The organism is Candidatus Pelagibacter sp. PS_16, from assembly GCF_059417965.1.
On record NZ_CM182074.1, the window covers coordinates 1,053,570 to 1,079,653 of the forward strand.

Annotated in this window: 28 protein-coding genes and 1 pseudogene; 18 read left to right on the forward strand and 11 right to left on the reverse strand. The window is 28.9% G+C overall.

Going from position 1 to position 26,084, the window contains the following annotated elements:
- Positions 1-11 precede the first annotated feature (11 nt).
- The 7 genes and pseudogenes from crtI (at position 12) to rnhA (ending at position 6,637) form a co-directional block, all read left to right on the forward strand.
- Complete coding sequence (gene crtI, locus AC5SL0_RS05565; RefSeq protein ID WP_494618056.1) at positions 12-1,469, forward strand: phytoene desaturase family protein; 1,458 nt, start codon at positions 12-14, stop codon at positions 1,467-1,469.
- On the forward strand, positions 1,469-2,320 hold the full coding sequence (locus AC5SL0_RS05570) for a phytoene/squalene synthase family protein (RefSeq protein WP_494574860.1): 852 nt from the start codon (positions 1,469-1,471) through the stop codon (positions 2,318-2,320). The genes crtI and AC5SL0_RS05570 overlap by 1 nt, the downstream gene beginning before the upstream one ends.
- Entirely contained in the window at positions 2,307-3,383 is a 1,077-nt protein-coding gene (locus AC5SL0_RS05575; protein ID WP_271580177.1) for a lycopene cyclase family protein, read from the forward strand. The genes AC5SL0_RS05570 and AC5SL0_RS05575 overlap by 14 nt, the downstream gene beginning before the upstream one ends.
- Positions 3,373-4,311: a Brp/Blh family beta-carotene 15,15'-dioxygenase gene (locus AC5SL0_RS05580; protein WP_494618058.1), complete on the forward strand. Its 939-nt coding sequence runs from the start codon at positions 3,373-3,375 to the stop codon at positions 4,309-4,311. The genes AC5SL0_RS05575 and AC5SL0_RS05580 overlap by 11 nt, the downstream gene beginning before the upstream one ends.
- Entirely contained in the window at positions 4,301-5,245 is a 945-nt protein-coding gene (ispH, locus tag AC5SL0_RS05585; protein ID WP_494618060.1) for a 4-hydroxy-3-methylbut-2-enyl diphosphate reductase, read from the forward strand. Before AC5SL0_RS05580 ends, ispH begins: the two co-directional genes overlap by 11 nt.
- Positions 5,246-6,212, forward strand: a pseudogene (locus tag AC5SL0_RS05590) (homoserine kinase).
- The gene (rnhA, locus tag AC5SL0_RS05595; RefSeq protein ID WP_011281491.1) at positions 6,212-6,637 is read left to right on the forward strand and encodes a ribonuclease HI; all 426 of its coding nucleotides are present in this window, start codon (positions 6,212-6,214) and stop codon (positions 6,635-6,637) included. The pseudogene AC5SL0_RS05590 and the gene rnhA overlap by 1 nt, the downstream one beginning before the upstream one ends.
- Here rnhA and AC5SL0_RS05600 read toward each other — a convergent pair.
- From AC5SL0_RS05600 to AC5SL0_RS05640, 9 genes are all read right to left on the reverse strand, one after another.
- Positions 6,629-7,114 (reverse strand): peroxiredoxin, encoded by a 486-nt coding sequence (locus AC5SL0_RS05600; protein ID WP_006997781.1) that lies wholly within the window; start codon positions 7,112-7,114, stop codon positions 6,629-6,631. The two genes, rnhA and AC5SL0_RS05600, sit on opposite strands and share 9 nt — an antisense overlap.
- On the reverse strand, positions 7,111-8,490 hold the full coding sequence (gene thrC, locus AC5SL0_RS05605; RefSeq protein ID WP_494618061.1) for a threonine synthase: 1,380 nt from the start codon (positions 8,488-8,490) through the stop codon (positions 7,111-7,113). Before thrC ends, AC5SL0_RS05600 begins: the two co-directional genes overlap by 4 nt.
- Entirely contained in the window at positions 8,491-9,144 is a 654-nt protein-coding gene (locus AC5SL0_RS05610; protein ID WP_011281492.1) for an SURF1 family protein, read from the reverse strand.
- 10 nt (positions 9,145-9,154) lie between these two features.
- Positions 9,155-9,943: a cytochrome c oxidase subunit 3 gene (locus AC5SL0_RS05615; protein WP_006997778.1), complete on the reverse strand. Its 789-nt coding sequence runs from the start codon at positions 9,941-9,943 to the stop codon at positions 9,155-9,157.
- Between the two features lie 2 nt (positions 9,944-9,945).
- On the reverse strand, positions 9,946-10,482 hold the full coding sequence (locus AC5SL0_RS05620) for a cytochrome c oxidase assembly protein (protein WP_011281494.1): 537 nt from the start codon (positions 10,480-10,482) through the stop codon (positions 9,946-9,948).
- A 121-nt stretch (positions 10,483-10,603) separates the two neighbouring features.
- Positions 10,604-11,515: a heme o synthase gene (cyoE, locus tag AC5SL0_RS05625; RefSeq protein WP_494618063.1), complete on the reverse strand. Its 912-nt coding sequence runs from the start codon at positions 11,513-11,515 to the stop codon at positions 10,604-10,606.
- Positions 11,516-11,547: 32 nt separating this feature from the next.
- Positions 11,548-13,182 carry a cytochrome c oxidase subunit I gene (ctaD, locus tag AC5SL0_RS05630; protein ID WP_011281496.1) on the reverse strand — a complete coding sequence of 545 codons (1,635 nt, stop codon included), beginning with the start codon at positions 13,180-13,182 and terminating at the stop codon, positions 11,548-11,550.
- A 2-nt stretch (positions 13,183-13,184) separates the two neighbouring features.
- Positions 13,185-14,000: a cytochrome c oxidase subunit II gene (gene coxB, locus AC5SL0_RS05635; protein WP_271623272.1), complete on the reverse strand. Its 816-nt coding sequence runs from the start codon at positions 13,998-14,000 to the stop codon at positions 13,185-13,187.
- A 61-nt stretch (positions 14,001-14,061) separates the two neighbouring features.
- Positions 14,062-14,763 carry an RsmE family RNA methyltransferase gene (locus AC5SL0_RS05640; RefSeq protein ID WP_011281498.1) on the reverse strand — a complete coding sequence of 234 codons (702 nt, stop codon included), beginning with the start codon at positions 14,761-14,763 and terminating at the stop codon, positions 14,062-14,064.
- A 17-nt stretch (positions 14,764-14,780) separates the two neighbouring features.
- Between AC5SL0_RS05640 and AC5SL0_RS05645 the strand changes: the two genes are divergently transcribed.
- On the forward strand, positions 14,781-15,443 hold the full coding sequence (locus AC5SL0_RS05645; RefSeq protein ID WP_006997771.1) for a haloacid dehalogenase type II: 663 nt from the start codon (positions 14,781-14,783) through the stop codon (positions 15,441-15,443).
- Here the strand turns inward: AC5SL0_RS05645 and AC5SL0_RS05650 are convergent.
- On the reverse strand, positions 15,436-15,795 hold the full coding sequence (locus AC5SL0_RS05650) for a winged helix-turn-helix transcriptional regulator (protein ID WP_006997770.1): 360 nt from the start codon (positions 15,793-15,795) through the stop codon (positions 15,436-15,438). The two genes, AC5SL0_RS05645 and AC5SL0_RS05650, sit on opposite strands and share 8 nt — an antisense overlap.
- A gap of 94 nt (positions 15,796-15,889) precedes the next feature.
- On the opposite strand from AC5SL0_RS05650, the gene AC5SL0_RS05655 reads away from it, so the two are divergent.
- The 5 genes from AC5SL0_RS05655 to AC5SL0_RS05675 all read left to right on the forward strand — a co-directional run bounded on the left by AC5SL0_RS05655 (position 15,890) and on the right by AC5SL0_RS05675 (position 19,994).
- Complete coding sequence (locus AC5SL0_RS05655; protein ID WP_006997769.1) at positions 15,890-16,126, forward strand: CDGSH iron-sulfur domain-containing protein; 237 nt, start codon at positions 15,890-15,892, stop codon at positions 16,124-16,126.
- On the forward strand, positions 16,126-16,536 hold the full coding sequence (locus AC5SL0_RS05660) for a DoxX family protein (protein WP_018413556.1): 411 nt from the start codon (positions 16,126-16,128) through the stop codon (positions 16,534-16,536). Before AC5SL0_RS05655 ends, AC5SL0_RS05660 begins: the two co-directional genes overlap by 1 nt.
- 96 nt (positions 16,537-16,632) lie before the next feature.
- Positions 16,633-18,171 (forward strand): glutamate synthase-related protein, encoded by a 1,539-nt coding sequence (locus AC5SL0_RS05665; RefSeq protein ID WP_494573947.1) that lies wholly within the window; start codon positions 16,633-16,635, stop codon positions 18,169-18,171.
- Positions 18,172-18,180: 9 nt separating this feature from the next.
- Entirely contained in the window at positions 18,181-19,020 is an 840-nt protein-coding gene (locus AC5SL0_RS05670; protein WP_494618064.1) for a pirin family protein, read from the forward strand.
- Positions 19,020-19,994 (forward strand): quinone oxidoreductase family protein, encoded by a 975-nt coding sequence (locus AC5SL0_RS05675; protein WP_018413559.1) that lies wholly within the window; start codon positions 19,020-19,022, stop codon positions 19,992-19,994. Before AC5SL0_RS05670 ends, AC5SL0_RS05675 begins: the two co-directional genes overlap by 1 nt.
- Here the strand turns inward: AC5SL0_RS05675 and AC5SL0_RS05680 are convergent.
- A complete protein-coding gene (locus AC5SL0_RS05680; RefSeq protein WP_011281502.1) occupies positions 19,991-20,395 on the reverse strand; it encodes a DUF2721 domain-containing protein in 405 nt (134 codons plus the stop codon). The two genes, AC5SL0_RS05675 and AC5SL0_RS05680, sit on opposite strands and share 4 nt — an antisense overlap.
- Positions 20,396-20,447: 52 nt before the next feature.
- On the opposite strand from AC5SL0_RS05680, the gene ubiA reads away from it, so the two are divergent.
- From ubiA to AC5SL0_RS05705, 5 genes are all read left to right on the forward strand, one after another.
- Positions 20,448-21,311 carry a 4-hydroxybenzoate octaprenyltransferase gene (gene ubiA, locus AC5SL0_RS05685; RefSeq protein ID WP_494618066.1) on the forward strand — a complete coding sequence of 288 codons (864 nt, stop codon included), beginning with the start codon at positions 20,448-20,450 and terminating at the stop codon, positions 21,309-21,311.
- Complete coding sequence (locus AC5SL0_RS05690; RefSeq protein WP_494618067.1) at positions 21,311-23,050, forward strand: ABC transporter ATP-binding protein; 1,740 nt, start codon at positions 21,311-21,313, stop codon at positions 23,048-23,050. Before ubiA ends, AC5SL0_RS05690 begins: the two co-directional genes overlap by 1 nt.
- Positions 23,051-23,121: 71 nt before the next feature.
- Positions 23,122-24,312, forward strand: a complete 1,191-nt coding sequence (locus AC5SL0_RS05695) for a 3-deoxy-D-manno-octulosonic acid transferase (protein WP_494618068.1) — start codon at positions 23,122-23,124, stop codon at positions 24,310-24,312.
- A complete protein-coding gene (gene lpxK, locus AC5SL0_RS05700; RefSeq protein ID WP_494618070.1) occupies positions 24,293-25,237 on the forward strand; it encodes a tetraacyldisaccharide 4'-kinase in 945 nt (314 codons plus the stop codon). Before AC5SL0_RS05695 ends, lpxK begins: the two co-directional genes overlap by 20 nt.
- Positions 25,224-26,084, forward strand: a complete 861-nt coding sequence (locus AC5SL0_RS05705; RefSeq protein WP_494618072.1) for a lysophospholipid acyltransferase family protein — start codon at positions 25,224-25,226, stop codon at positions 26,082-26,084. Before lpxK ends, AC5SL0_RS05705 begins: the two co-directional genes overlap by 14 nt.

Here is a 26,084-nt window from a genome sequence, read left to right on the forward strand (position 1 = left end):
AAATTAACCCAATGAAATCTATTGTCATTGGTTCTGGATTTGGTGGTATAGCTGCAGCATTAAGATTAAGAGCCAAAAATCATAAAGTAACTTTAATAGAAAAACACCCTGACTTGGGTGGAAGAGCTAGAGTGTTTAAAAAAAATGGTTTTACTTTTGACGCTGGTCCAACAGTAATTACTGCGCCATATCTAATTGAAGAGCTTTTCACTTTATTTAATAAGAAGTCTCAAGATTACATAAAACTCACTCCCTTAAAAATTTGGTATAGATTTATTTATGAAGATGGAGGTGTATTTGATTACTCTGGTGATGAAGATCAAATGAAAAAACAAATTGAAGAAATAAACAAAGATGATGTCAAAGGATATGAACAACTTGTAAAATTTACAAAAAAAATATTTGATAAAGGCTTCACAGAACTAGCTGATGTTCCATTTGATAAACCTCTTGTGATGATGAAACAATTGCCTTCTTTACTAAAACTTAAAAGCTATAAATCAGTTTATTCATTAGTTTCTTCATATATAAAAAATGAAAAATTAAGACGTATGCTAAGTATGCATCCTCTATTAGTTGGCGGAAACCCCTTTACTACAACATCAATATACGGATTAATTCTATATCTCGAAAAAAAATGGGGCATACATTACTCAATGGGTGGAACTGGGAACATAATCAGTGGCTTAGAAAAATTAATGATTGAACAAGAAATTGAAGTGATCAAAGGACATGAGGTTACTGAGATAATTTCTGATAATGGGAAAATTAGTGGAGTAAAATTAGACAATCAAAAAGAAATACTTTCAAATAATGTAATATGTAATGCTGATCCTCCTGCTGTATATGAAAAACTTCTAAGTCTAAATAAAACAAGCCCTCTATTTAGATGGAAACAAAATCGAATGCAGTATTCTATGGGTCTATTTGTTTACTATTTTGGAACAAAAAAAACATACCCAGATGTTGAGCATCACACAATCAAATTTGGTGATAAATATAAAGAACACCTGTGTGATATTTTTGATAATAAAAAATTAAATGATGACATAAGCTATTACCTTCATAGACCATCAGCTACAGACAAATCAATGGCGCCTGAAGGAAATGATTGCTTTTATGTTCTTGTACCCGTCCCAAACAATCAATCCAAAATTGATTGGAAAATTGAAGGTGAAAAAATGAAGAATTTAGTAATAGATAAAATGGAAAAAGCATTACTACCGAATCTTAGAGAAAACATTATTGAAGATTTCTACTTAACGCCAGATTATTTTGAAAATGAATTGAATACCAAATTTGGATCAGGTTTTTCGATTCAGCCAAAATTTACTCAATCTGCATATTTTAGATTTCATAATAAATCAGAAATTTATGATGGATTATACTTTGTTGGAGCAGGAACGCACCCCGGTGCAGGGGTTCCAGGTGTACTCTCTTCAGCAAAGGTTTTAGATAAAATATTATAATGTCAAAAAATAATTATTTATCTATTTATGCCAAGTCGTTTAACTGGGCAGGTTTTTTTTTACCAAAAAATATTTATGAAAAATGCTCATCTCTTTATGATTTTTGTCGAACAATAGATAATATTGCTGATGATAAAAATGAACTAAATATTAAAAAGAAAAATTTATTAATTTTTAAGAATGATTTTATAAATAAAAACTTTGATAATTTGATAATAAAAAATATGTGGATCCTTATGGAGGAAAATAAAATTTCAATCAAGATTGTTGAAGATTTATTTGACGGTATTGAGTCTGATTTAAATGAAGTAGTTAAATTTAACAAAAAAAAAGAATTGTTAATATACTCTTATAGGGTTGCTGGTACTGTAGGCTTAATGATGGCAAAAATTTTAGGTGTACAAAATAAAAACTCCATGAAATCAGCAATAGATCTTGGTATTGCAATGCAATTAACAAATATTTCAAGAGATGTAATTGAGGATATGAATAATAATAGATTTTATATTAATCATGACTTCGAGACTATAAAGAATACATTAAGTATGGCTGATTTGTTCTACGAAAGCTCCTTTGCCTCTATAAAAGAAATTCCTTTTAGGTTTAGGTTTGCAATACTTGTTGCTAGAAGAATTTATAGAAAAATTGGTGCTAAAATTTTACAAAAAGAAAATATATACAATTACAATAGAAGCGGAAAAATCTATGTAGCTAATTTAGGTAAGTTGTACCAAACATTTCTATCTATATTAGACTTGATAAAACTCATATTTATAAATGAAAAAAACCACCTTAGAAATAAAGAGCATCTTTTAATCAATGAAGAAATAGATTTAAATGAAAGAATTTGATTATATCATAATTGGAGGTGGATGTGCAGGATTGTCACTTGCGTATGAGCTAGACCTTCATAACAAACTAAAAGATGCAACTTTAGCAATCATAGAGCCACGATTAGAATACAAAAGAGATAAGACTTGGTCTTATTGGAAGACCATAGATCATAACTTTCAAGATTGTGTTCAGAAAAGTTGGAATAATTTTTCAATAAATATACCTGGAAAAATAAAATTTTTAGAGTGCAACGGATTACCTTATGAAGCTATAGATAGTGGTTTATTTTATGAAAAAATAAATACACGATTAAAAAAAAATAAAAATATTAGCTTTTACAAAAATACTAATGAAATAGACCTAAATAGTGCTTTTATCTTTAATAGCGTTCCCCTACTGGATTCTAAAGAGGATAAGCTCTGGCAACATTTTAAAGGTATTGAGATCGAAACTAAAAAAAATGTATTTGATGATGAAATTTTTAATTTGATGGATTTTGATTGTGATCAACGTGATAGTGTTCATTTTTTTTACACATTACCTTATACAAAAAATAAAGCTTTAATTGAAACTACTTGGTTATCTAAGATAAAAAATGATTCTTTAAAAGATTATGATGAACAATTAAAAAATTATATAAGAAATCATCTTAATATCAGAGATTATAAGGTTAACTATAGCGAAGTAGGTGCAATCCCATTATTTCATCCCACAGTTTCTAATGAAAGAAATAAAATGAATATAGGTACTGCTGGAGGAATGACTCGATTGAGTACTGGTTATACCTTTTTAAATATACAAGAGCAGAGCAAATACATAAGAAAAAATATTCACACTATCAAAGAGAGTAAAAGATATGAAATTAATAAAAAATATAAATTTTTGGACGAAATATTTTTAAAAGTTCTTAATTACCATCCTGAAAAAATGGCAAATATATTTTTTGATATGTTTAGCAATTCGCCTGAGACAATTATTAAATTTTTGTCTAATAAAAGTAGTTTATTACAAGATTTATTTATAATACTCAAAATGCCTAAATGGCTTTTTATCAAAATATTTTTTAAAAATGATAAATAATCAAATTAAAAAAATTAATTTCTTTCACTCTATTATTTTTTTATTTTTTTCTGCTTCACTTGCTCTTATTTTTGATCAATTTAAAAGTCTGTCTATATCTCCAATTATTTGTCTATTACTAATCCTATCAATTGGAATCTCACATGGTGCATTGGACAATCAAAAAGGTAAAAGACTGATAAAATTATATAATATTAATAATATTTATTATTTTTACTTAATTTATTTAATAATTGCTGCTACTACAATTACTATTTGGTTACTTGCACCAACTTTATCACTGATTATTTTTTTAGTTTTTGCTGCCTATCATTTTGGTAAAGAAGATACAGAATTTCTAATAACTAAAAAATCTAACATAAATATAATTCTTTATTTTCTAAAAGGGATATTAATTATTATTACACCCTTAATGTTTCATTTTGTTGAGACAATCAATATTTTTAAATTATTATTAATACAAAATGAAAGTTTTTATTTATTTTTAAATTTTATAGAAAATAATTATATAATTTCTTTTATTTTTTTAATCTCCTTACTCACAAATATTTATTTTTTTTTAAAAGGTTTCAAACTAGTTAACTTATTAATATTTTTTGACTTCACTTCAATTTTAATTTTAAATTACTTCTTTGCACCTTTGGTAGCCTTCACATTATATTTTTGCTTTTTGCATTCTTTTAGGCACTCTCTCTCATTAATTACTGAATTAGATAAATATAATTTTAAAAATGGGCTATTAATTTTTATTAAAAAAGCTGCGCCCTTGACGATTTTGACTGCTATTTTCTATTTGTTAAGCTTATATTATCTTTCAAATCACTATCTAGTAAACGAGGCAATATATAAAGTTATATTTATTGGTTTGGCGTCCTTAACCTTTCCACATATATTGCTTGAATACTTTCTAGAAAAAAATGAAAAATAAAGAAATTAAAATATTATTATCAGCACCACGTGGCTTTTGTGCTGGTGTTGAGCGAGCTATAGAAATTGTCAAAAAAAGTATTACAAAATATGGAGCTCCAGTTTATGTGCGTCATGAAATAGTTCATAACAAATATGTTGTGGATAGTCTTAAGGCAATTGGTGCAATATTTGTAGAAGAACTTGATGAGATTAAAGATAAAAATAGGCCTGTAATATTTTCTGCTCATGGTGTTCCAAAGTCAGTACCACAACAAGCAAATGGCTATAAAATGGAATATATAGATGCTACTTGTCCACTTGTATCCAAAGTACATAGAGAAGCAGAAAATCTTTATAAAGCTGGATACCATATTGTCCTTATAGGACATATTAATCATCCCGAAGTTATAGGAACTATGGGGCAATTGCCTGAAGGCTCAATTGATTTAATTCAGGATGAACATGATGTTGAGACTTATGAACTAGATGATAATAAAAAAATTGCTTATGTTACCCAGACAACACTCTCAGTTGATGACACAAAAAATATGATTAAAGCTTTAAAAAAAAAATTTCCTAAAATTAAAGAACCATTTAAAGAGGATATTTGTTACGCAACTACTAATCGTCAATCTGCTGTAAAAAATATAGCTAAAAAATGTGACATGTTTTTTGTTTTAGGAAGCAGAAATTCTTCAAATTCTGTGCGCCTAGTTGAGGTAGCTGAACAATCAGGGTGTCCTCATTCTGAATTGATACACTCCGATAGTGAAATTCCATTTGAAAAATTAGAAAATTGCAAAGTTATTGGTATTTCCTCTGGAGCCTCTGCACCAGAGATTTTAGTTGAAAACTTTATTAACGAAATTAAAAGTAAATTTAAAGTAAAAATCGAAATAGTTGAGATCATAAAAGAAAATATTGTATTTAAAGTTCCAGGAAAATTGAATTAAATGGCTGTATACACGAAGTTAATTAAAAAAGATATTTCATCATTAATTAACAATTATCAAATTAATAAAATAGAAAAATTCCAAGGTATAAAAAAAGGAATTGAAAATACAAATTATTTATTAAAAACAAAACAGAATAAATTTATTTTAACAATTTTTGAAAAGCGGGTTAAAAAAAAGGATCTACCTTTTTTTATGAATTTAATGGAGAAGTTAAATCATAAAAAAATTATTTGTCCTAAACCTTTAAGAACTAAAAAAGGAACACATATAACCAATATTAAAACAAAATCAGTGTGTATTGTAACTTTTTTAGAAGGCAAGGATAAAACAATCCTTAACAATAAAAACTGTTTTGATGTGGGAAAAAATATTGCAAAATTTCATAAAGTTACTGCAAAATTAAAATTATATAGGCAAAATTCTATGTCGATACATAGACTTAATGATTTGTTGAAAACTATAAAATTTAAATCTAATCAAATTACACCTAATCTTAAAAACACGCTCAACCTGTGTCTAAAAGATATCAAAAATAAATGGCCCAAGAATCTACCTCAAGGAATTATTCATGGGGATCTTTTTATAGATAATATTTTTTTTAATAAAAATAAATTTTCAGGTTTTATTGATTTTTATTTTTCATCTAATGACTATTTGATATATGAAATTGCAATCTGCATTAATGCTTTATGTTTCGATAAAAAAAAATAAGTTTGTAATGAATAGTAGTAAGATTAAAAACTTAATTAATGGATATGAAAGTATAAGAACTTTATCTAAAAAAGAAAAAGATGCACTAAATGTAATGTGTAGAGGCGCTGCGTTACGATATCTTTTAACAAGGATATATGATTATTTTAACACTCCAAAAACTGCTTTGATTAAAATAAAAGACCCTATGGAATATCTACAAAAATTAATTATTCACAATAATCTTGGTCACTATAAAGATTATTATAAGTAATGATTAAAATTTATACAGATGGATCATGTTTAAATAACCCCGGTAATGGTGGTTGGGCTGCAATTATAAACCAAAATGGTGAAGTCAAAGAAATTAGTGGGAGCGTAAAAGACACTACTAATAATAAAATGGAGTTGATGGCTCCTATTATGGCTCTAAAACAAATTAAACAAAATGATCAAATTGAAATCTATACAGACTCACAATATGTAAGATTAGGAATTACTGAATGGGTGCATAAATGGATAAAAAATAATTGGCAAACTTCAAAGAAAGAACCTGTTAAGAATAAAGAACTTTGGATACAACTATACGAGCTAACAAATCAATTTGAAATAAAATGGATTTGGGTTAAAGCACATGCAGGTAATGCCCTAAATGAAGAAGTAGATTTACTCGCAAAAAAAGCTGCCGAATTAAACTAAAGATAGAAAATTTTGTGCTGCTGAAATTTCACAAGCACCAGCGTCTTCCTCTTCTTGTAATTTAATAACTTTAAGATTATCAATTAACATTGTGTATCTATTAGATCTAATTCCCAATCCTCTGGCACTTTTATCTACATCTGCACCTATTGCTTTTGTAAATTCTAAGAAAGGATCTGCCATCATTATAATTTTATTTTCTACATTTTGGCTTTTTCCCCAAGAGTCCATTACAAACGGATCATTTACAGAAATACAGACGATGTGATCTATGCCTTTTTCTTTATATTTTTCATAGTTATTTACGTATCCAGGCAAGTGTTTAGCTGAACAAACGGATGTATATGCTCCTGGTAAACCAAAAAGAACAATTTTTTTATCCTTATAAAATTCATGCGTATTTTTTTTAGTAGGATTACCATCTTCCATAATAAAAAATTCTGAATTTGGTATGTTATCGTTCTCTTTTAATTTCATTGTAATTTTTCCTTAATATATTTTTGAGTTTCATTTATATTATTTGAAATTATATCATAATTTTCTTTTTCATTCATTATATATTGTAATTCATTTGGAAGACTTGGCTTGATACCAATTGATTTATCAATTGCCTCTGGAAACTTACAGGGATGTGCTGTTGCTAAAACAATATTGTTACCTTCTAGGTTAATTTTTTTTAATGCACCAAAGCCTATTGCACTGTGAGGGTCTAATATAACATTATATCTATTATGAACATCTTTAATAATATTCAAAACTTCAGTTTCACTCATATTTTCTGAAAGAAAATCATTACTAATTTTTTGTAATTTATCTTTTGGAATAATATATTTTCCCTCTTCTTTAATTTTTTTCATAACATTGCCAGTTTCAACATCATTAAAATCATTTAAATCATAAATTAATCTTTCAAAATTACTTGCAATTTGAATGTCCATACTTGGCGAATTTGTTTCAAGCACTGTTTCAGCTTCATATTTTCCATTTGTGATTGCTCTATGCAAAATATCATTTTGATTTGTCGCTACTATAAGTTTATTTATTGGTAGACCCATTTTTTTAGAAAGATAACCAGCATAAACATCCCCAAAATTACCAGTTGGAACTGAAAAATTAACAAGCCTGTCATCCCGTATTTGAAAATATGTATAAAAATAATAAACAGCTTGTGCAATAATTCTTGCCCAATTTATTGAATTTACACCAGACATGTTTATTGAATTAGAGAATTCTTTATCTGCAAACATTGCCTTAACTAAATTTTGACAATCATCAAAATTACCATTTATAGCAATATTAAATACATTTTTTTCTTTAACTGTAGACATTATTTTTCTCTGAACCTGTGAAACTTTATTGTGTGGGTGTAGAACAAATATATTTATATTCTCTTTACCCTTAATTGCATCTATAGCAGCAGCACCAGTATCTCCTGATGTTGCAACTATAATATTAATTTGTTTACTATTTTTACTTAGATAATATTCATAAAAATTACCAAGTAACTGCATTGCTATATCCTTAAAAGCAAGTGTTGGACCATGAAATAATTCTAAAATCTTAGCATCACCAATTTTTATCAAATCTACAACGTTATCTTTTCGAAATGAAGAATATGACTTGTCTACAATTAATGACAGCTCTGCTTCTGTCATGAAATCACCAATAAATGGGAAAATTATTTTTTTTGCTAAGTCTTGATAGCTTAAATTACTTAAAGAGTTTAATTCTTCAGTGGTGTATTTTTTAATCTTTTTTGGGATAAATAGACCGCCATCATCTGCTAGTCCTTTGATAAATACTTCCTCAAAACTGTACTCTTTTGAATTATCTCTAGTGCTTATATATTTCATCTAATAATTTTTTTTTCTCAAATATAAATATATTAAAAGAATTGAAATCGCTAACGAAAACCAAGTTAATGCATATTTTTTATGATTATTTGAAATATTTGCTGTAATTGATTTTGGTTTAGGAAATTCATTATTTCCAGAAAGATAAATTACATAAGGAGAAAAATTTTTACCTGTGAATTTAAAAATATCATCTCTATCTAATGTAAACCAGTAATTTTCAGATAGATCGTTTTCAGGCTTAAATATATTGGGTTTGATTTGTTTTCTCAAAACTCCATTAATATAGTTTTCATCTATTACGTTTATAGTTTCATCTTCTTTTTTATTAAATGGTATCCAGCCTCTATTTAATAAATAGTTATTATTGCCAACTTTTAATGGGTTAATAACTTCAAAGCCCGGTTTCCCTTTTTCATTTAAGTTATAAAGATAAATTTGTTTTTCAAAATCAATTGATCCTCTAGTTTTAACTCTAAGATAATTTTTATGTTTACTGTTTGATAAATTGACAGGTATGTCTTTCAGAGATGTCTCTATTTGATTAATTAATTCTAATTTCCAATTAAGTCTAATAATTTGCCAACTCCCTAATGCTAGAAAGACAGAAATGAAGAAAAATACAAAAATAGAAAATAAAAATTTATATCTCAAGAGCTAAAAATTAACTTCCCCAAATATAAATGGCAGCAAATAAAAATAGCCACACAACATCTACAAAGTGCCAATACCAAGCAGCTGCTTCAAATCCAAAGTGATGCTCTTCAGTAAAGTGACCTTTTCTTGCTCTCATTAAACATACCGCTAAAAATATAGTACCAATGATAACGTGAAAACCATGAAAGCCTGTTGCCATATAAAATACTGAGCCATATATATTTCCTGCAAAATCAAAAGTTGCATGCTGATATTCATAAACTTGCAGTAGTGAAAAAGAAAAACCAAGTATCACTGTTAGAACTAGTCCTTGAATAAAGCTTTTTCTATCACCTTCTAGCAATGCGTGGTGTGACCATGTTACTGTCGTTCCTGATAATAATAAAATTAATGTATTGATTAGTGGGATATCCCATGGATCAAAAGTTACAATATCTTTGGGTGGCCATATTCCTCCTATTGCTAAAGATGGAAATAAACTTGCATCAAAATAAGCCCAAAACCATGCAACAAAGAACATAACTTCTGAAGCAATGAACAATGTCATTCCATATCTGTGGTGAATTTGTACTACTGGTGTGTGATGACCTTGGTGCTCTGCTTCGATAACAACATCTCTAAACCACATGTATGTTCCATATAATAGTAGTGCTAATCCCAAATACATTCCCCAAGAAACTTCGCTATGTAGATAATAAACTGAACCTATTGCTAAAATTAAGCATGAAAATGAAACGTAGATAGGCCATGGACTTGGGTCTACTAAATGATAGTCATGTTTTTTTTCTGCGGACATTTTTATAATTTTGATTGGTTATAGTAATCTGATGAAAAAAAAGTATAGGACATAGTTACATCTTTAATATTTTTAGTATTGGGATCATTTACCATTTCTGGATCCAAATAAAAAGTCATAATATAAGTGGCCTTTTCGCCTGCTTTTAAGGCCTGTTTTTCAAAACAAAAACATCCCAATTTGCTATAATATTTACCAAATGATGATGGAGAAACATTGAAAGATGCAACTCCATAAGTCGTTTCATTGCCATAGTTTTCAACTTCAAATTCGATTCGGTTCACTTGACCAATTTTAACATCCATAACATTTGTTTTTGCTTTAAAATTCCAAGGAAGTTTATTTACATTTGTATCAAAACGAACGCTAACTTTTTGGTTTAAAATTATATCTGGCGCTTCTCTTGATATTTGTGTTGTTCCACCAAACCCAGTTACTCTACAAAATAAATCATACAAGGGTACTGCAGCAAATGAGAGTCCTAACATTAAAAAAAATATTCCAGCTAAAAGAATTGGAGTTAAGGTTTTATTTTTCACTATATTGATCTATCAAAAACACCCGTATTATAAAGTGTAAAAAAAAACAGAAATATCATAAATCCTATTATTGCTACTGCTGTTAAAATATTTTTTCGCTTAGTTTTTTTGTCTGGTATCATCATAATATCTTATCTATCAAAAAAATAACGAATATCAAAAACAAATATAAAATTGAATATCCAAATATTGTTTTTGCTTTTTTGGGGTTAAATTTATTTTTTTTAAACTTATAAAGCTCAAAACATAAAATGTTATAATACAATGTAAGCATTAGGGCTGGTACTAAAAATACTAATCCAACAAAATCTATTGCGTAGGGTAAAATAACCATTGGCAACATTAATAATGAATAAACTAAAATATTTATTTTAGTGCTCTCTATCCCATTAGTTAATGGAAGCATTGGAATTTTTGCCTTTTTATAATCATCTGATTTATAAAGACTTAACGCCCAAAAATGCGATGGTGTCCAAAAAAATATAATCAGAAAAAAGGTTATTGGCTCAAGAGATAATGAATTAGTTGCTATAGTCCATCCAATTACTGGCGGTAATGCTCCTGCAGCACCTCCAATGACAATGTTTTGTGGAGTTTTTCTCTTTAACCAGATTGTATAAACAAAAACATAAAATAAAACTGTAAACAGCAGTAATACTGCTGAAATTGTATTAGCAAAATAATCTAATGCGATTACTGAAAAAAATGAAAGTGATGTTCCAAAAATTAAGGCTTGGTTTTTATTAACCTTTCCCATTGGAATTGGTCTCAAGCAAGTTCTTGTCATTAATGCATCAAGATCAGATTCGTACCACATATTTAGAGCACCAGCGGCTCCTGCACCAATTGATACTAAAAGAATTGCAATCATTGCATCTTTTGTAGAAACTGTAGAAGGCGCCATTAACAAACCCACAGCACACGTGAAGATTACCAAAGACATTACCCTTGGTTTCATTAGCTTGAATAATTCAGAAAAATTAAACACATTCACTTGGTTTAAATTTCTATTTTTTAATTTAGAGTTAATCATCAATATTTAATATAGAAAAAGCTGTAACTTTATTAACTAGATACTTTTTCAGCACCATCTGGATCTTCAAATTTTGGTAATTCCTCAAAAGTATGAAAATTTGGTGGTGATGGTACAGTCCATTCTAGAGTTGTAGCTCCTTCTCCCCAAGGGTTCTGAGCTGCAGCTTTTTTCTTAGAAAAAGAATAAATTAAGTTAGCAAAAAATACTAGTAAGCCAGCAACCGCTATGTATGAGCCGATTGACGAAACATAATTCCATCCAGCAAATGCATCAGGGTAATCAGCATATCTTCTTGGCATTCCAGCTAAACCTAAAAAATGTTGAGGGAAAAATACTAAGTTCACTCCAATGAATGTTAACCAAAAATGTAATTGTCCCATCCATTCTGAATACTCATACCCAGACATTTTACCAAACCAATAATAAAATCCTGCAAAGATTGCAAATACTGCACCTAAAGATAATACATAATGAAAGTGAGCAACTACATAATAAGTATCATGCATTGCAGTATCAACACCTGCATTTGCAAGAACAACACCTGTTACACCACCTACTGTAAATAAAAATATAAAACCTAATGCCCACATCATGGGAGTTTTAAATGAAATTGATCCACCCCACATTGTTGCAATCCATGAAAATATTTTAATCCCTGTTGGGACCGCAATAATCATTGTTGCAGCTAAAAAATATGCTTTAGTATCTGTACTTAAACCTACCGTATACATGTGGTGAGCCCAAACAACAAACCCAACAACCCCAATTGAAACCATCGCATAAGCCATTCCTAAATATCCAAATACAGGTTTCTTAGAAAATGTTGAAACGATATGACTGATCATTCCAAAGCCAGGTAAAATTAAAATATAAACTTCAGGGTGACCAAAGAACCAAAATAAGTGTTGGTATAAAACTGGATCTCCTCCAGTTTGAGCATCAAAAAATGCTGTTCCAAAATTTCTATCTGTTAAAAGCATTGTGATAGCACCAGCTAAAACAGGTAGTGATAGTAATAATAAAAATGCTGTAACTAAAACAGACCAAGCAAATAAAGGCATTTTATGCAAAGTCATGCCTGGCGTTCTCATATTTAAAATTGTTGTAATAAAGTTAACTGCTCCTAAAATTGAAGAAGCTCCAGCTAAGTGTAAGCTTAAAATAGCAAAATCCATAGCAGGTCCTGGTTGTCCAGCTTTTGACGATAAAGGTGGATATAAAGTCCATCCTCCACCAACACCTTGCTGACCTGGAGGGCCATCTACAAATATTGAAAGTAATAGTAAAATAAATGAAGCTGGTAATAACCAAAATGAAATATTATTCATTCTTGGAAAAGCCATATCAGGTGCACCGATCATAATTGGAACAAACCAATTACCAAATCCACCAATCATTGCAGGCATTACCATAAAGAAAATCATTATTAATCCATGGCCTGTAACCAACACATTATATAAGTGATAGTTGCCACCTAAAATTCCATCACCAGGATGCATCAATTCAATTCTCATTAATACTGAAAAAGCTGTACCAATAATTCCTGCAACAATTGCAAAAATTAAATACATTGTACCAATGTCTTTGTGGTTAGTTGAGTAAGCCCAACGTTTCCAACCTGTTGGTGTGTGATGATCGTCGTGTGATGCTGTTTTTGTGTACATTTTTATTTACTCGCTAGTTTTTTATATTCATTTACTGCAATTGGCTCTTTTGCAAATTTCATTTTAGCCTCTGCTAACCATATTGCATATTCTTCATCTGTCACAACTTTTACTGTGATAGGCATAAAAGCATGCTCAATTCCACAAAGTTCAGAACATTGACCATAGTACGTTCCAACTTTTTCAGCTTTAAACCAAGTTTCGTTTATTCTTCCAGGAACTGCGTCTCTCTTAACTCCAAATGATGGTAATGCCCAAGCATGCAAAACATCGTTGGCTGTAATTAAAACTTTAACCACTTTATTAACTGGAACAATAACTTCATTATCAACAGTTAATAATCTAGGTTGGTTTTCTTTTAATTCAGCTTCTTTAATCATATACGATTCAAAAATAATATTTTCATCAGGATACTCGTAGCCCCAGTACCACTGGTAACCAACAGCTTTAATTGTTAGGTCAGCTTTTGGAATAGTATCTTGTTTATACAAAATTTTAAAAGATGGAACTGCCATCACTATCAAGATTAAACATGGAATCAGTGTCCACAAAACCTCTACAGCAACATTGTGAGTAGTTTTTGATGGGTTAGGATTTTTTGACGCTCTAAATCTTATACAAACATAAATCATAAGAAATAAAACAAAAACACTAATAGCAATAATTACAGGAAGGAGAATGTTGTTATGAAAACTAACAATCTCAGTCATACTTTGAGAGGCAGAATCTTGAAAGCCTAGCTGCCAGTTTTTAGGCTGATCCGCCCAGGCGCTAGTTATTAACATTGTAGTTATAATTGTTATTAAAAATTTTTTCATTTGTTACACACTATATAAAGTGTCTTTTAAAAAATTACACTTTAGTTTTCGCGACAAAATATCAATTAATTAGGTAATTAACAATTGATAAGGCTGAAATTACAGCAGTTTCTGATCTAAGTATATTTTCGTTTATTTTAATTGGCTGAACCCCTTTAAAGGCAAGAATCTCCCCCCTTTCTTCTTCAGAAAAATCTCCCTCTGGACCAATAATTACACAAGTTGGATTATGAGCTAATTTATTAAAATCTAATTTTTTATTTTCAGAATTTAAATCTGTGAATATTAAGTCCATCTTTTCATGATTTAAAAAACTTTTTAATGATTGGGGATCTTCAATAAGCGGAACATTAATACGATTAGATTGCTCGGCAGCTTCTATGATTACTTTTTCTAATCTTTCTTTATTTATTTTTCTAACAATTGTTCTATCAAATATTATTGGTAAAAATTTTGTAACACCAAGCTCTGTTGCTTTTTGAATCATAAAATTAAAATAATTTGATTTAATGGGTGAAAAAGCTAACCACAAATCTTTTACATTTTCTTTTTGTCTTAATTGTTTTGTAATATTAAATTCAACTATACTTTTTGAAATAGTTAAAATTTTTGCTTCCCACTCTCCACTGTTATTAAATAAAGAAAAAACCTCACCCACTTTGATTCTCATTACTTTATTCACATAGTGAGATTGAGATTTATCAAGCTTAGCAGTTAAATTAAGTGATAAACTTTCTTTAAAAAATAATCTAATATTACTCATTAATGTTAAGTTAATTTATGAAAAATATTAAAGCAATAATTTTTGATGCATATGGCACTTTATTTGATGTCAATTCAGCAGCAGAAAAATGTAAAGATAAAATTGGTGATAAATGGGAAGGCTTTGCTAATTATTGGCGAACTACTCAATTAGAATACACTTGGCTTAGAAGTCTAATGAATAGACATAAAGACTTTTGGCAGGTGACAGAAGATAGTTTGGATAAATCTATGAAGGCTTACGAAATAGATTTATCAATGAAAAATGAATTATTAAATCTTTATAAGGTGCTCTCACCTTTTCCTGAAGTACCTGAAATTTTAAAAAGATTAAAAGAAAAAAATTATAAATTAGGTATTCTTTCAAATGGAACACCCTCTCTTCTTAACGAATTAGTTAAGAGTAATAATTTAGATAATATATTTGATGATATTTTTTCAATTGAAGAAGTTGGAATTTATAAACCAGACTCAAAAGTTTATGACATGCCAATTAAAAAATACAAAATACAAAAAGAAGAAGTCGCATTTTTAAGTGCTAATACTTGGGATGTTTCTGGTGGTGGAAATTATGGTTACAGTTCTATTTGGGTAAACAGAAATAATAATATTTTTGATAATCTTGATTATAAACCTAAAGATGAGGTTAAAAACTTAAAACAATTGCTTGATATTATCTAATTCTATTTTCTTCAAAATTCTTATTTAGTTTTACTGAAATAGTTCGAGTATTTCTTTTATTCCACTCTGAAAAGGATCTTAAGATAGGCATAACCGAAAGCCCAAATTCTGTAAGTGAATACTCAACTTTTGGGGGCATTATTCGAATTACTTTTCTATTAATTATTCCATCTCCTTCTAGTTCCTTAAGCTGCTTGGATAACATTTGTTGTGTAATGGTTTTTAATCCTTTTTTGAGCTCACCAAATCTAATTTTTTTACTTTGCAGTAAACTAAACAAAATTCTAATTTTCCATTTACCTCCAAGAAAGTAAACGGCTCTTTCAGCTGGACAATCTATTAAATTTTTCATGGTATGTTTTTGTATACTAGTATGTTTACTTTGCGTTATTGCTTTATTAATACCAAAGCACTAAATAGAAGTCAAATAAATTGAAAGGATCAATATGACTAAAGGACAAAACGCAGGTAACGGACCAATTGCAGTAGATGTAGAGAAAGATAAATCTTACTACTGGTGTTCATGTGGAAAGAGTTCAAAGCAACCATTTTGCGATGGATCTCATCAAGGTTCAGAATTCACTCCTCTAGCTTACAAAGCAGAAGAAACAAAAAAAGTATTTTTTTGTGCTTGTAAACAAACTAACAACCAGCCTCTTTGCGATGGTTCACACAGTAAGTAATGATTAAAGCAAGTAAAAGAACTAAAAATATGAACAATATCTTAGATCTGACTGGTAGAATACTTATCTCTCTAATTTTTTTGTTAAGTGGAATTAATAAAATTGGAAACTATGAAGGAACGGTTGGTTGGATGGAGTCTTTAGGTGTGCCAGGCATTTTTTTAATACCAGCTATCATACTTGAGATAGGTGCACCGATATTAATTATGATTGGATATAAAGTAAAAGTTTCAGCAGCTTTATTAAGTATATTTTGTATCGCCACAGCGGTTATTTTTCATAATAATCTTTCTGATCAAATGCAGTTTATATCTTTTATGAAAAATATTGCTCTTGCAGGAGGTTTTTTATTCTTAGTTGTTAATGAAACAAAAGATTTTAGCCTAGATAAAAAATTAAATAATCGTTAATTAACTAAATATATAAGTGTCTTGATGCTTTAAATTAAGACACTTATAAAAATTACATATTATTTTAAGATTTAATTTATTAGAGTAAGGGTATTAATGGACAAGCCAACTATAGCAGATAACAAACCTAAAAAAGTAGAACTAGTACAAAATGAAGAATACATGTTTTGTACTTGTGGAAAATCTAAAAACCAACCATTTTGTGATTGGTCTCATGCTGGTACTTCATTTGAGCCTATAAATTTTAAAGCTGAAGAAACTGGTGATGCTTATCTTTGTATGTGTAAACATAGTAGTACCAAACCTTATTGTGACGGTACGCATAAAAATTTTACCTCTGATCAAATTAATAAATCAGAAGAAGTTTCAGGCACTAATGAGACAAAGAGTACAGAAGAAGAGCCACATCTTGCATACATTCATGAGCTTGCAAAAAATGGCTTAACAAAACTTGGTCATCATGGAGAAATGGGAGCAATGGGTGTTCCCTCAAAAGACTTGCCAAAGTGGGAAGATATTCAAATACTTACAGCCCAACTAGCAAAAAAACCTCTTCTAGATAATGATAAAGTTGAGACAGATATAATTATAGGTAAAAACTCAAATAAACCTCTAACGTTAAAGATTCCAATTTTTGTATCTGACATGAGTTTTGGTGCGCTATCAGAGGAGGCAAAAATTGCTCTAGCAAAAGGTGCTGAGGGAGCTGGTACAGGAATTTGCTCCGGAGAAGGTGGAATGCTTTTAGAAGAGCAAAAAAATAATTCAAAGTATTTTTATGAACTTGCTTCTGCTAAATTTGGTTATTCAGAAGATAAGTTAAAAAATATTCAAGCTTTTCATTTTAAAGGTGGTCAAGCTGCAAAAACTGGAACAGGTGGACATTTACCAGGGAACAAAGTTAAAGGTAAAATATCTGAGGTAAGACAAATTCCAGAAGGTGAAGATGCTATCTCCCCTTCTACTTTCAAAGACCTGACAACAGTTGATGATTTTTTAAAATTCTCAAACAGAGTTAGAGAGTTAACTGGTGGTATTCCAATAGGATTTAAATTATCTGCTCAACATATAGAAGATGACATTGAATTTGCCGTAAGTGCTAGTGCTGATTATATTATTCTTGATGGGCGTGGTGGTGGAACTGGGGCTGCTCCTTTAATATTTAGAGATAATATTTCTGTTCCCACAATTCCAGCCTTAGCAAGAGCTAGAAATTATTTAGATAAAAAAGGTTATGACCATGTATCATTAATTGTAACAGGTGGATTAAGAACTTCTGCAGATTTTGTAAAAGCACTTGCTCTTGGAGCAGATGGTATTGCAATCTCTAACTCAGCCATGCAAGCAATAGGATGCGTTGGTGCTAGAATGTGTAATACAAATAATTGCCCCGCTGGTATTGCCACTCAAAGACCAGAACTTAGAAAAAAATTAAATATTGACGAATCTTCTGCAAGATTAACTAGATTTTTTAATGCATCTGTAGATCTAATGAAGATATTAGCAAGAGCATGCGGACATGATCATCTTAATAAACTTTCTATAAATGATTTAACAACTTGGAAGAAGGAAATGAGCGAGCTATCTGGTGTGTCATTTGGTGGAGTTATAAATAATAAGCAAAACAATAAATAGAGGATAGAAATGAATAGTATTGAAGTAGAAAAAATAATAGAGCCAGTTGCGGCATCAGATGGTGCTGGTGTTAAATTAAAGAGAAGTATTGGCACTCACCTTATTGATTACCATGATCCCTTTTTAATGTTAGATGAATTTGGTTCTGAAAATAAAGATGATTATATTGGAGGCTTTCCTCCTCACCCTCATAGAGGAATTGAAACAGTAACGTATATGCTTGCTGGCGACTTTGAACATAAAGACAGTACAGGTGGCGAAGGAATAATGACTGCTGGAGATGTTCAGTGGATGAAAACTGGAAGTGGTATCATTCATTCAGAAATGCCTGCAATGAAAGAAGGTAAGCTTCATGGATTTCAATTATGGGTAAACATGCCTGCTAAATTGAAAATGACTAAACCTGAATATATTTATATTGATGCAGATAAAATGAGCACTCATAAAGATGATGATAAAACTGTCAAAGTGATTGCTGGAAAATTTCAAGATGCAGAAGGACCTGTTAAAGGTCACAATGTTGAACCTGTTTATTTTGATGTAGAGCTTGAAAAAGGAAAAGAATTTAATTTTGATCTTCCCTCAACTCACAATTCATTAATATATTTAGTTGAAGGTGAAATTAAGGTAGGAGATCAAAACCATGACCAAGCTAAAAACTCTACTTTAATTATTCTAACTAGAGGTGAAAAATTAAAAGTCTCTAGCTTAACTAAAGCCAAGTTTTTATTGATATCTGGAAAGCCAATTGGTGAGCCTATTGCTAGAGGAGGTCCATTTGTAATGAATACTAAAGCAGAGATCTTGCAAGCAGTTCAAGATTATCATAATGATACATTTGTAAAATAATGAAAACTATTAAAATAGAAAAATTTGGTGGTCCTGAAGTATTAGAGGTTAAAGATATTGAAATCGGTAAACCAGGTCCAAAAGAAGTTCTTATAAAAAATCTATCAATTGGTCTTAACTATATTGATGTTTATCATCGAACAGGCTTGTACCCTATTCCTCTACCAAGTGGAATTGGCCTAGAGGCATGTGGAATAATAGAAGAAGTTGGTTCTGAAGTTGATCTGTTTAAAGTTGGAGATAGAGTGGCTCACTCTTCAATGCCAATTGGAAGTTATTCAGAAAAACAATTGTTTCCTCAAGAAAAATTAGTTTTAGTTCCAGAGGGTATCTCTGATGAAATAGCATCTTGTATTATGCTTAAAGGGATTACTGCTGAATATTTATTACACAGAGCTTATCCAATTAAAAAAGGGGATAAAGTATTATACCACGCAGCAGCTGGTGGTGTTGGCCAAATATTATGCCAGTGGGCTAATGCATTAGGAGCTGAAGTCATTGGAACAGTTGGCTCTAAAGAAAAAGAGGCTATTGCTAAAAAAAATGGTTGTCATCATGTAATAAATTATACTGATACAAACTTTGTTGAAGAGGTGGAAAAAATTGCAGGTAAAAATGGAGTTGATGTTGTCTATGATGGTGTTGGTATTAAAACATTTGATGGATCAATTGAAACCTTAAAGGTTAGAGGTATGATGGTCGCTTTTGGTAACGCATCAGGTTACGTTGATACGATAGATGTTAAAAAACATATTAATGCAAAAGGATTATTTTTTACTCGTCCTTCTATTGCACATTATACAATGACAAGGGAAGAATTAGTTGAATCAGCTAAAAAAGTTTTTGATGCAATTTTGTCTGAAAAATTTAAAGTTGAAATTTCAAAAAAATACTCACTTGATGATGCGAAAAAAGCTCATGAAGAATTAGAAGCAAGACTATTAACCGGTCCTGCAGTTATTATTCCTAATTAATCTAAATTAACATCCATATCAGACATATGCAATTTTAATGCATTTGTTGATACTTGAATTTCTCTCATAAAAACAACGATTGAAATCATCATCGATAAACAACAAGATCCAAAGATTAATCTTGCAGCAAAAATTTCATTCAAATAAAGGGCAAACACAGTCAACATATTAAATAAAAAACCAAATGCAGCAAACATAATAGTCCATTTTAAAAGAACAATTCTTCCACTTAAATTTATAAACTGTTTTTTCCACTCAGGAGGAATATGATTTTCATACACATGTTCATCATGAAGCTGCCTAATAAGCTTGCTCAAAGAATGAAATCTGTTGCTATATACACTCATCAATAAAGGAATGGCCGGAAACATCAATGCTGTAACTGTGTAATCTATATTCATACGAATCAATTTGATTATGAAACTAGCCTTTGTTATTTACAAGTAAATTATTATGAAACAATTAAATCTCTTTATTGAACTAACAAGATTGAAAAGGCCTATTGGCTATATGTTATTATTTTGGCCCTGTGCATGGGGACTAACTCTTGCTTATGATTTCTCAAAAAACTTAAATGATTATTTTTTTTACTTATTATTATTTTTTTTAGGATCAGTTCTAATGCGTTCTGCAGGATGCATTGTAAATGATATTTCTGACAAAGAATTTGATAAAAAAGTTTCAAGAACAAAAAATAGACCTATTGCATCTAATCAAGTTTCCATAAAATTAGGAATATTTTATACTTTTATTTTATGTCTACTTGCACTTTTGGTTTTAATTAACTTTAATAACTTAACAATCTTACTTGCTCTTGGGTCTATGCCTCTAGCCTTCATTTACCCTTTAATGAAAAGATTTACTTATTGGCCTCAATTATTTTTAGGAATAACATTTAATTATGGTCTAATTTTAGGATGGACTGCAATTCAGGGTGAAATAAATACTGTTGCTATTATCTTTTACTTTGGAGCCATATTTTGGACACTAGGATACGACACAATTTATGGGTTTCAAGATATTAAAGATGACGAAATTATAGGTGTAAAATCAACTTCAATAAAATTCAAAAATAAACCAAAAAATTTTGTATCCACATGTTATGTTTTTCTAATTTTTTCTATTTTAATTGTGGGCTATATGATGAATTATAATTACTTTTTTTATGCAAGCTTGTTAATAACAATTGCCCACTTATTTTTTTACCAAATTAAATCTTTTAACCCAAAAAGCCCATCTATGTGCTTAAAAGTTTTTAAAAGTAATAATTTAGTTGGTCTTCTCATTTTTTGTAATATTTTAATCGGGAAATTTTAATGAATAATTCAGAGATTTATAAAAGACTTTATAAAGATTACTCAAAAAAATATATTAATAAAATATTAATATCAGTTTTTTTTGGAGTTCTTGTTGCAGCAAGCACTTCTGCTATAGCTTGGCTTTTAGATCCCGCTATTAAAAAAATATTTGTTGAGAAAGATCAGTCACTAATATTCATAATTCCTTTATTAATAATTATAGCTTTTACTATCAAAGGGTTTGCTCTTTATTTTGCAAAAGCAATCATGATTAAAGTTGCTGAAGAAATTAAAAAAATTCTTCAATCTCAAATGGTAAAATCTCTAATTAATGCAGATACACAGCTAATAGATAAAAAACATTCTGGAAAATTTATTTCAAATCTTACTTTTGATGTAAACCATATTACCAATATGCTCAGTACAGCCATTTTAAGCTTATTCAAAGATAGCTTAACTTTGTTTGGGTTGCTATTTGTAATGTTTTATCAGAATTGGAAATTATCATTAATTGCAATAATAATGATTCCTATTGCTGGTATGGCTTCAAAAACTCTCGGTAAAAGAATTGGAAAAGTTGTGACAGAAGCACAAGAAAAATCTGGTTTTTTAAATACTCATTTAATCGAATTATTTAAAAACCATAAATTAATTAAAATATTTCAAAGAGAAGACTATGAAAGTAAAAGAACAGATGGTCATTTAAATCAACTAAAAGAAAAAAATATTAAAATCAATACTGTGTTTGTAAGATTGTCACCAATCATGGAAACCTTGACTGGAATAATGATTGCAATTTTAATATTTTATTCTGGAAAATTAGCTCTTAATGACGAGATTGAGATAGGAAATTTTTTCTCTTTTCTTGCAGCAATGATGCTCGCATATCAACCTGTAAGAGCTCTATCTACAATGAATATGATATTAAAACAGGGGTTATCTGCAGCCAATAGAATTCTACCTATTATTGACAATCAAAATAAAATTGCTGATCATGAAGACGCTCAGGATATTAATATTACTCATTCTAATATTAAGTTTCATAACATTAACTTTCAATATAATACTGATGAAAAAGATGTTTTAACAAACATAAATCTAAATATTGCTGGGGGGAAAATGACCTCATTAGTTGGGCATAGCGGTTCTGGAAAATCAACAATTTTAAATTTAATACCTAGATTTTATGACGTTCAATCTGGAGATATCTTGATTGATAATCAATCTATATACAAAGTGAAAATTAAATCTCTAAGAGATAAAATATCCCTTGTAAGTCAAGATACGACTTTGTTTGATGATACGATAAAAAATAATATCAAATATGCTAAAAATGATGTCACAGATGAAGAGGTAATTTCAGCAGCAAAATTCTCTTATGCACATGAGTTTATAGAAAAATTACCAAAAAAATATGAAACAATAATAGGCGAAAATGGAATTAGATTATCAGGTGGAGAGAAGCAAAGACTGTCTATAGCTCGAGCTATGATCAAGAAAAGTCCAATAATTCTTTTAGATGAAGCAACTTCATCATTAGATTCTGAAACTGAAAGTAAAATTCAAGATGCTTTACAAATATTAACTAAAGATAAGACAACCATTGTAATAGCCCATAGACTGTCAACAATTTTAAGCTCTGATCAAATTTATATTATTGATTCTGGAAATGTTGTTGCGAACGGTAAACATGATGAATTGTTAAATAATTCAGAACTTTATAAAAATTTCTATGAGAAGCAAATTCGTAAAGAATAATGTTTTTTTTATATCAAATAATAATAACCATTACTCTAATATTCTCTCCATTAATTATATTTTTTAGAATTTTGAAAAAAAAAGAAGATAAAAAAAGATATAAAGAAAAATTTTGTTTTCCATCAAAAAAACGTATTAGTGGTAATTTAATTTGGTTTCATGGATCAAGTGTGGGTGAACTTTTAAGTATTTTGCCTCTAGTTCAAGAGCTTGAAAAAAATAAGTCTGTAAACCAAATTTTAATAACTACTTCAACTTTGAGTTCTGCTCAAATATTTAAAAAATTTAATTTTAAAAAAACTGTTCATCAATTTTTTCCAATAGACTCGATATTTTTTTCTTATAAATTTTTGAATTACTGGAAGCCAACTATTGCAATATTTATTGAGTCTGAAATTTGGCCTAGCATCTTTAAGATTATTAATAAAAAAAAAATTCCATTAACACTTCTTAATGCAAGAATTACAAAAAAAACTTTTGATAAATGGAGACATGTAAAAAAATTTTCAAACTCAGTGTTTCAGAATATTTCAATTGCCTACCCTCAAAATGAAGAAACATATAATTATCTTAAAAAATTAAACATCTCAAAAGTAAAAAAAATAGGAAATCTTAAGTTTTTTAATAATCAAAAATCTAAATTTACTAAACTAGACAAAATTTTTTTAAAAAATATAAATCTTAAAAAAGTTTGGTGTGCTTCAAGCACACACCCAGGTGAAGAAATCATTTGTGCAAATACTCACGTAAAACTAAAGAAAAAATATAAAAATTTATTAACAATAATAATACCAAGACATATTCATCGTGTTAGTAAAATAGTTGATGAAATTAAAGGTTTAGATTTGAATATAGTTTTACACAGTTCAAAACCAAAAAAATTAAATAATACAGACATTTATTTGGTGGACACATATGGTGAGACAAAGAAATTTTATCAATCTTCTAATATAGTTTTTATGGGTAAATCAATATCGGGAAATGGTGGTCAAAACCCTCTTGAACCTACCAACTTAGGTTCTACCGTTTTGTACGGGCCACACGTAGATAACTTTAAAGATACCTACAAATTACTCAATAAACTAAAGATTGCTTATAAAGTTAATGGAGAAAAAAGCTTAACTCAATCAATAGACAAATTAATTACTAATCCCAATAACAAAAAAAACTATTTAAAAATTGCAAAAATAGGAAAAAAAATACTTAATGAAACTAAAGATGAGATAAATAGTTTATTTAATAATGAAATTAAAAAAACCTAAATTCTGGGATCAGAAAAAACCATCCTTTTTTTCATATCTACTATTACCTTTTTCAATAATTTTAGGCTTAATCACTAAAATAAAATCAAAACCTAAATTTTCTAATTCAAAAATTAAAACAATCTGTGTTGGAAACATCTATATTGGAGGAACAGGCAAAACATCACTAGCCATCAAGATAAAAGAAATTTTAGATAAAAATAATATCAAAGCTTGTTTTATTAAAAAATTTTATTCTAATCAAACTGATGAGCAAAAACTACTTAGTAAAAATGGAACCTTATTTAGTAATTTAAAAAGAATTAATGCACTTAATGAAGCCATCGCAGAAGGTTTTGAAGTTGCTATCTTTGATGATGGACTACAAGATAGCTCTATCAAATATGACTTAGAAATTGTTTGTTTTAATAATCTAAATTGGATTGGAAATGGACTTACACTACCATCAGGACCTTTAAGAGAAAATATTAATAATCTGAAATCTTATGAAAATGTTTTTTTAAATGGAAATGAAGAAAGTCTAATTGCCATCAAAGAACAGATTAAAAGAATTAACCCAAATATTAATATTAATTCTGGAAAATATACGCCGTTAAACATAGGTGAATTTGATAAAGATCAAAATTACTTGGTTTTTTCTGGTATTGGTAATCACAAAACTTTTGTAGAGATGTTAAAAAATAATAAATTAAAAATTGTAAGTGATTTAGAATATCCAGATCATTACCAATATTCAAAAAAAGATTTAGATGAAATAATAATCAATGCAAAAAAATTCAACGCACATATTATAACTACTGAAAAAGATTATTTAAGGCTAGAAAACTTAAATAGAAATGAAATTTTTTATGTTAAATCAAGTCTTGATATATCAGATGAGAAAAATCTCACAAACAAACTAATTAAATTAAATGAAAAAAATTAAATATTTTTTTGAATTTTTAATTATATCTTCTCTTTTTATTATTTATAAATTTTTAGGATTAAAAATTTCATCTTACTTCAGTGGAAAATTATTTGAAACATTTGGTCCAGTTTTCAGATCAAAAAATCTCATTAAAACTAATATTCAAAGAGCTATTCCCAAAATTAATTCATCAAAAATTAAGAGTATTACAAAAGATATGTGGAATAATTATGGAAGGACATTGTCTGAATATATGTTTCTTAAAGGTTTTAGAAATGATCAATTTAGATCAAATATTAATATTACAGGTAAAGAAATTCTTCAAAAAATAAAGCTTGAAAAAACCCCAGTAATTTTTGTTTCTGGTCATTTTAGTAATTTTGAATTAATGGCGATGGAAATTGAAAAATCTGGTGTAAATTTATCAGCAATATATCGACCATTAAACAATATTTTCTTAAATATATTAATGGAAAGAATTAGAAAAAAATATATTTGCAAAAATCAAATTAAAAAAGGAACTAGTGGAGTTAGAGAATTATTAAAGTTATATAAAAAAGGCTACTCTATAGCCTTAATGATTGATCAGAGAGTCTCTCAAGGAATAAAATCTAAATTCTTTAATCAAGAAGCATTCACTACAACAATTCCTGCACAATTTATAAAAAAATTTAATTGTAAAGTAGTACCAATTTCTATTAAGAGGCATAATAGTGTAAATTTTAATATTAAAGTTGAAAAACCTATTGAGTTTTCAAAAAACTCCTCTACTGAAAAAATTACTAGAGAGCTAAACATTTGGCTGGAGAAAACAATTTTAAAAAATCCAGGGGAATGGATATGGTCTCATGATAGATGGAAGTAA

Bases quoted from the DNA above. Each gene is read 5' to 3' on its own strand.
- AC5SL0_RS05650 (WP_006997770.1), bottom strand. From the start codon at position 15,795: ATGAAAAATTTAATAGATTGTCCAGCTGAAAGAGCCGTTTACTTTCTT.
- AC5SL0_RS05615 (WP_006997778.1), bottom strand. From the start codon at position 9,943: ATGTCCGCAGAAAAAAAACATGACTATCATTTAGTAGACCCAAGTCCA.
- coxB (WP_271623272.1), bottom strand. From the start codon at position 14,000: ATGAAAAAATTTTTAATAACAATTATAACTACAATGTTAATAACTAGC.
- ispH (WP_494618060.1), top strand. From the start codon at position 4,301: ATGAAAAATAAAGAAATTAAAATATTATTATCAGCACCACGTGGCTTT.
- AC5SL0_RS05675 (WP_018413559.1), top strand. From the start codon at position 19,020: ATGAAAACTATTAAAATAGAAAAATTTGGTGGTCCTGAAGTATTAGAG.
- AC5SL0_RS05660 (WP_018413556.1), top strand. From the start codon at position 16,126: ATGATTAAAGCAAGTAAAAGAACTAAAAATATGAACAATATCTTAGAT.
- AC5SL0_RS05645 (WP_006997771.1), top strand. From the start codon at position 14,781: ATGAAAAATATTAAAGCAATAATTTTTGATGCATATGGCACTTTATTT.
- AC5SL0_RS05705 (WP_494618072.1), top strand. From the start codon at position 25,224: ATGAAAAAAATTAAATATTTTTTTGAATTTTTAATTATATCTTCTCTT.
- AC5SL0_RS05670 (WP_494618064.1), top strand. From the start codon at position 18,181: ATGAATAGTATTGAAGTAGAAAAAATAATAGAGCCAGTTGCGGCATCA.
- AC5SL0_RS05690 (WP_494618067.1), top strand. From the start codon at position 21,311: ATGAATAATTCAGAGATTTATAAAAGACTTTATAAAGATTACTCAAAA.
- ctaD (WP_011281496.1), bottom strand. From the start codon at position 13,182: ATGTACACAAAAACAGCATCACACGACGATCATCACACACCAACAGGT.
- AC5SL0_RS05600 (WP_006997781.1), bottom strand. From the start codon at position 7,114: ATGAAATTAAAAGAGAACGATAACATACCAAATTCAGAATTTTTTATT.
- AC5SL0_RS05575 (WP_271580177.1), top strand. From the start codon at position 2,307: ATGAAAGAATTTGATTATATCATAATTGGAGGTGGATGTGCAGGATTG.
- thrC (WP_494618061.1), bottom strand. From the start codon at position 8,490: ATGAAATATATAAGCACTAGAGATAATTCAAAAGAGTACAGTTTTGAG.
- rnhA (WP_011281491.1), top strand. From the start codon at position 6,212: ATGATTAAAATTTATACAGATGGATCATGTTTAAATAACCCCGGTAAT.
- cyoE (WP_494618063.1), bottom strand. From the start codon at position 11,515: ATGATTAACTCTAAATTAAAAAATAGAAATTTAAACCAAGTGAATGTG.
- AC5SL0_RS05640 (WP_011281498.1), bottom strand. From the start codon at position 14,763: ATGAGTAATATTAGATTATTTTTTAAAGAAAGTTTATCACTTAATTTA.
- crtI (WP_494618056.1), top strand. From the start codon at position 12: ATGAAATCTATTGTCATTGGTTCTGGATTTGGTGGTATAGCTGCAGCA.
- AC5SL0_RS05655 (WP_006997769.1), top strand. From the start codon at position 15,890: ATGACTAAAGGACAAAACGCAGGTAACGGACCAATTGCAGTAGATGTA.
- AC5SL0_RS05580 (WP_494618058.1), top strand. From the start codon at position 3,373: ATGATAAATAATCAAATTAAAAAAATTAATTTCTTTCACTCTATTATT.
- AC5SL0_RS05570 (WP_494574860.1), top strand. From the start codon at position 1,469: ATGTCAAAAAATAATTATTTATCTATTTATGCCAAGTCGTTTAACTGG.
- lpxK (WP_494618070.1), top strand. From the start codon at position 24,293: ATGAAATTAAAAAAACCTAAATTCTGGGATCAGAAAAAACCATCCTTT.
- AC5SL0_RS05680 (WP_011281502.1), bottom strand. From the start codon at position 20,395: ATGAATATAGATTACACAGTTACAGCATTGATGTTTCCGGCCATTCCT.
- ubiA (WP_494618066.1), top strand. From the start codon at position 20,448: ATGAAACAATTAAATCTCTTTATTGAACTAACAAGATTGAAAAGGCCT.
- AC5SL0_RS05665 (WP_494573947.1), top strand. From the start codon at position 16,633: ATGGACAAGCCAACTATAGCAGATAACAAACCTAAAAAAGTAGAACTA.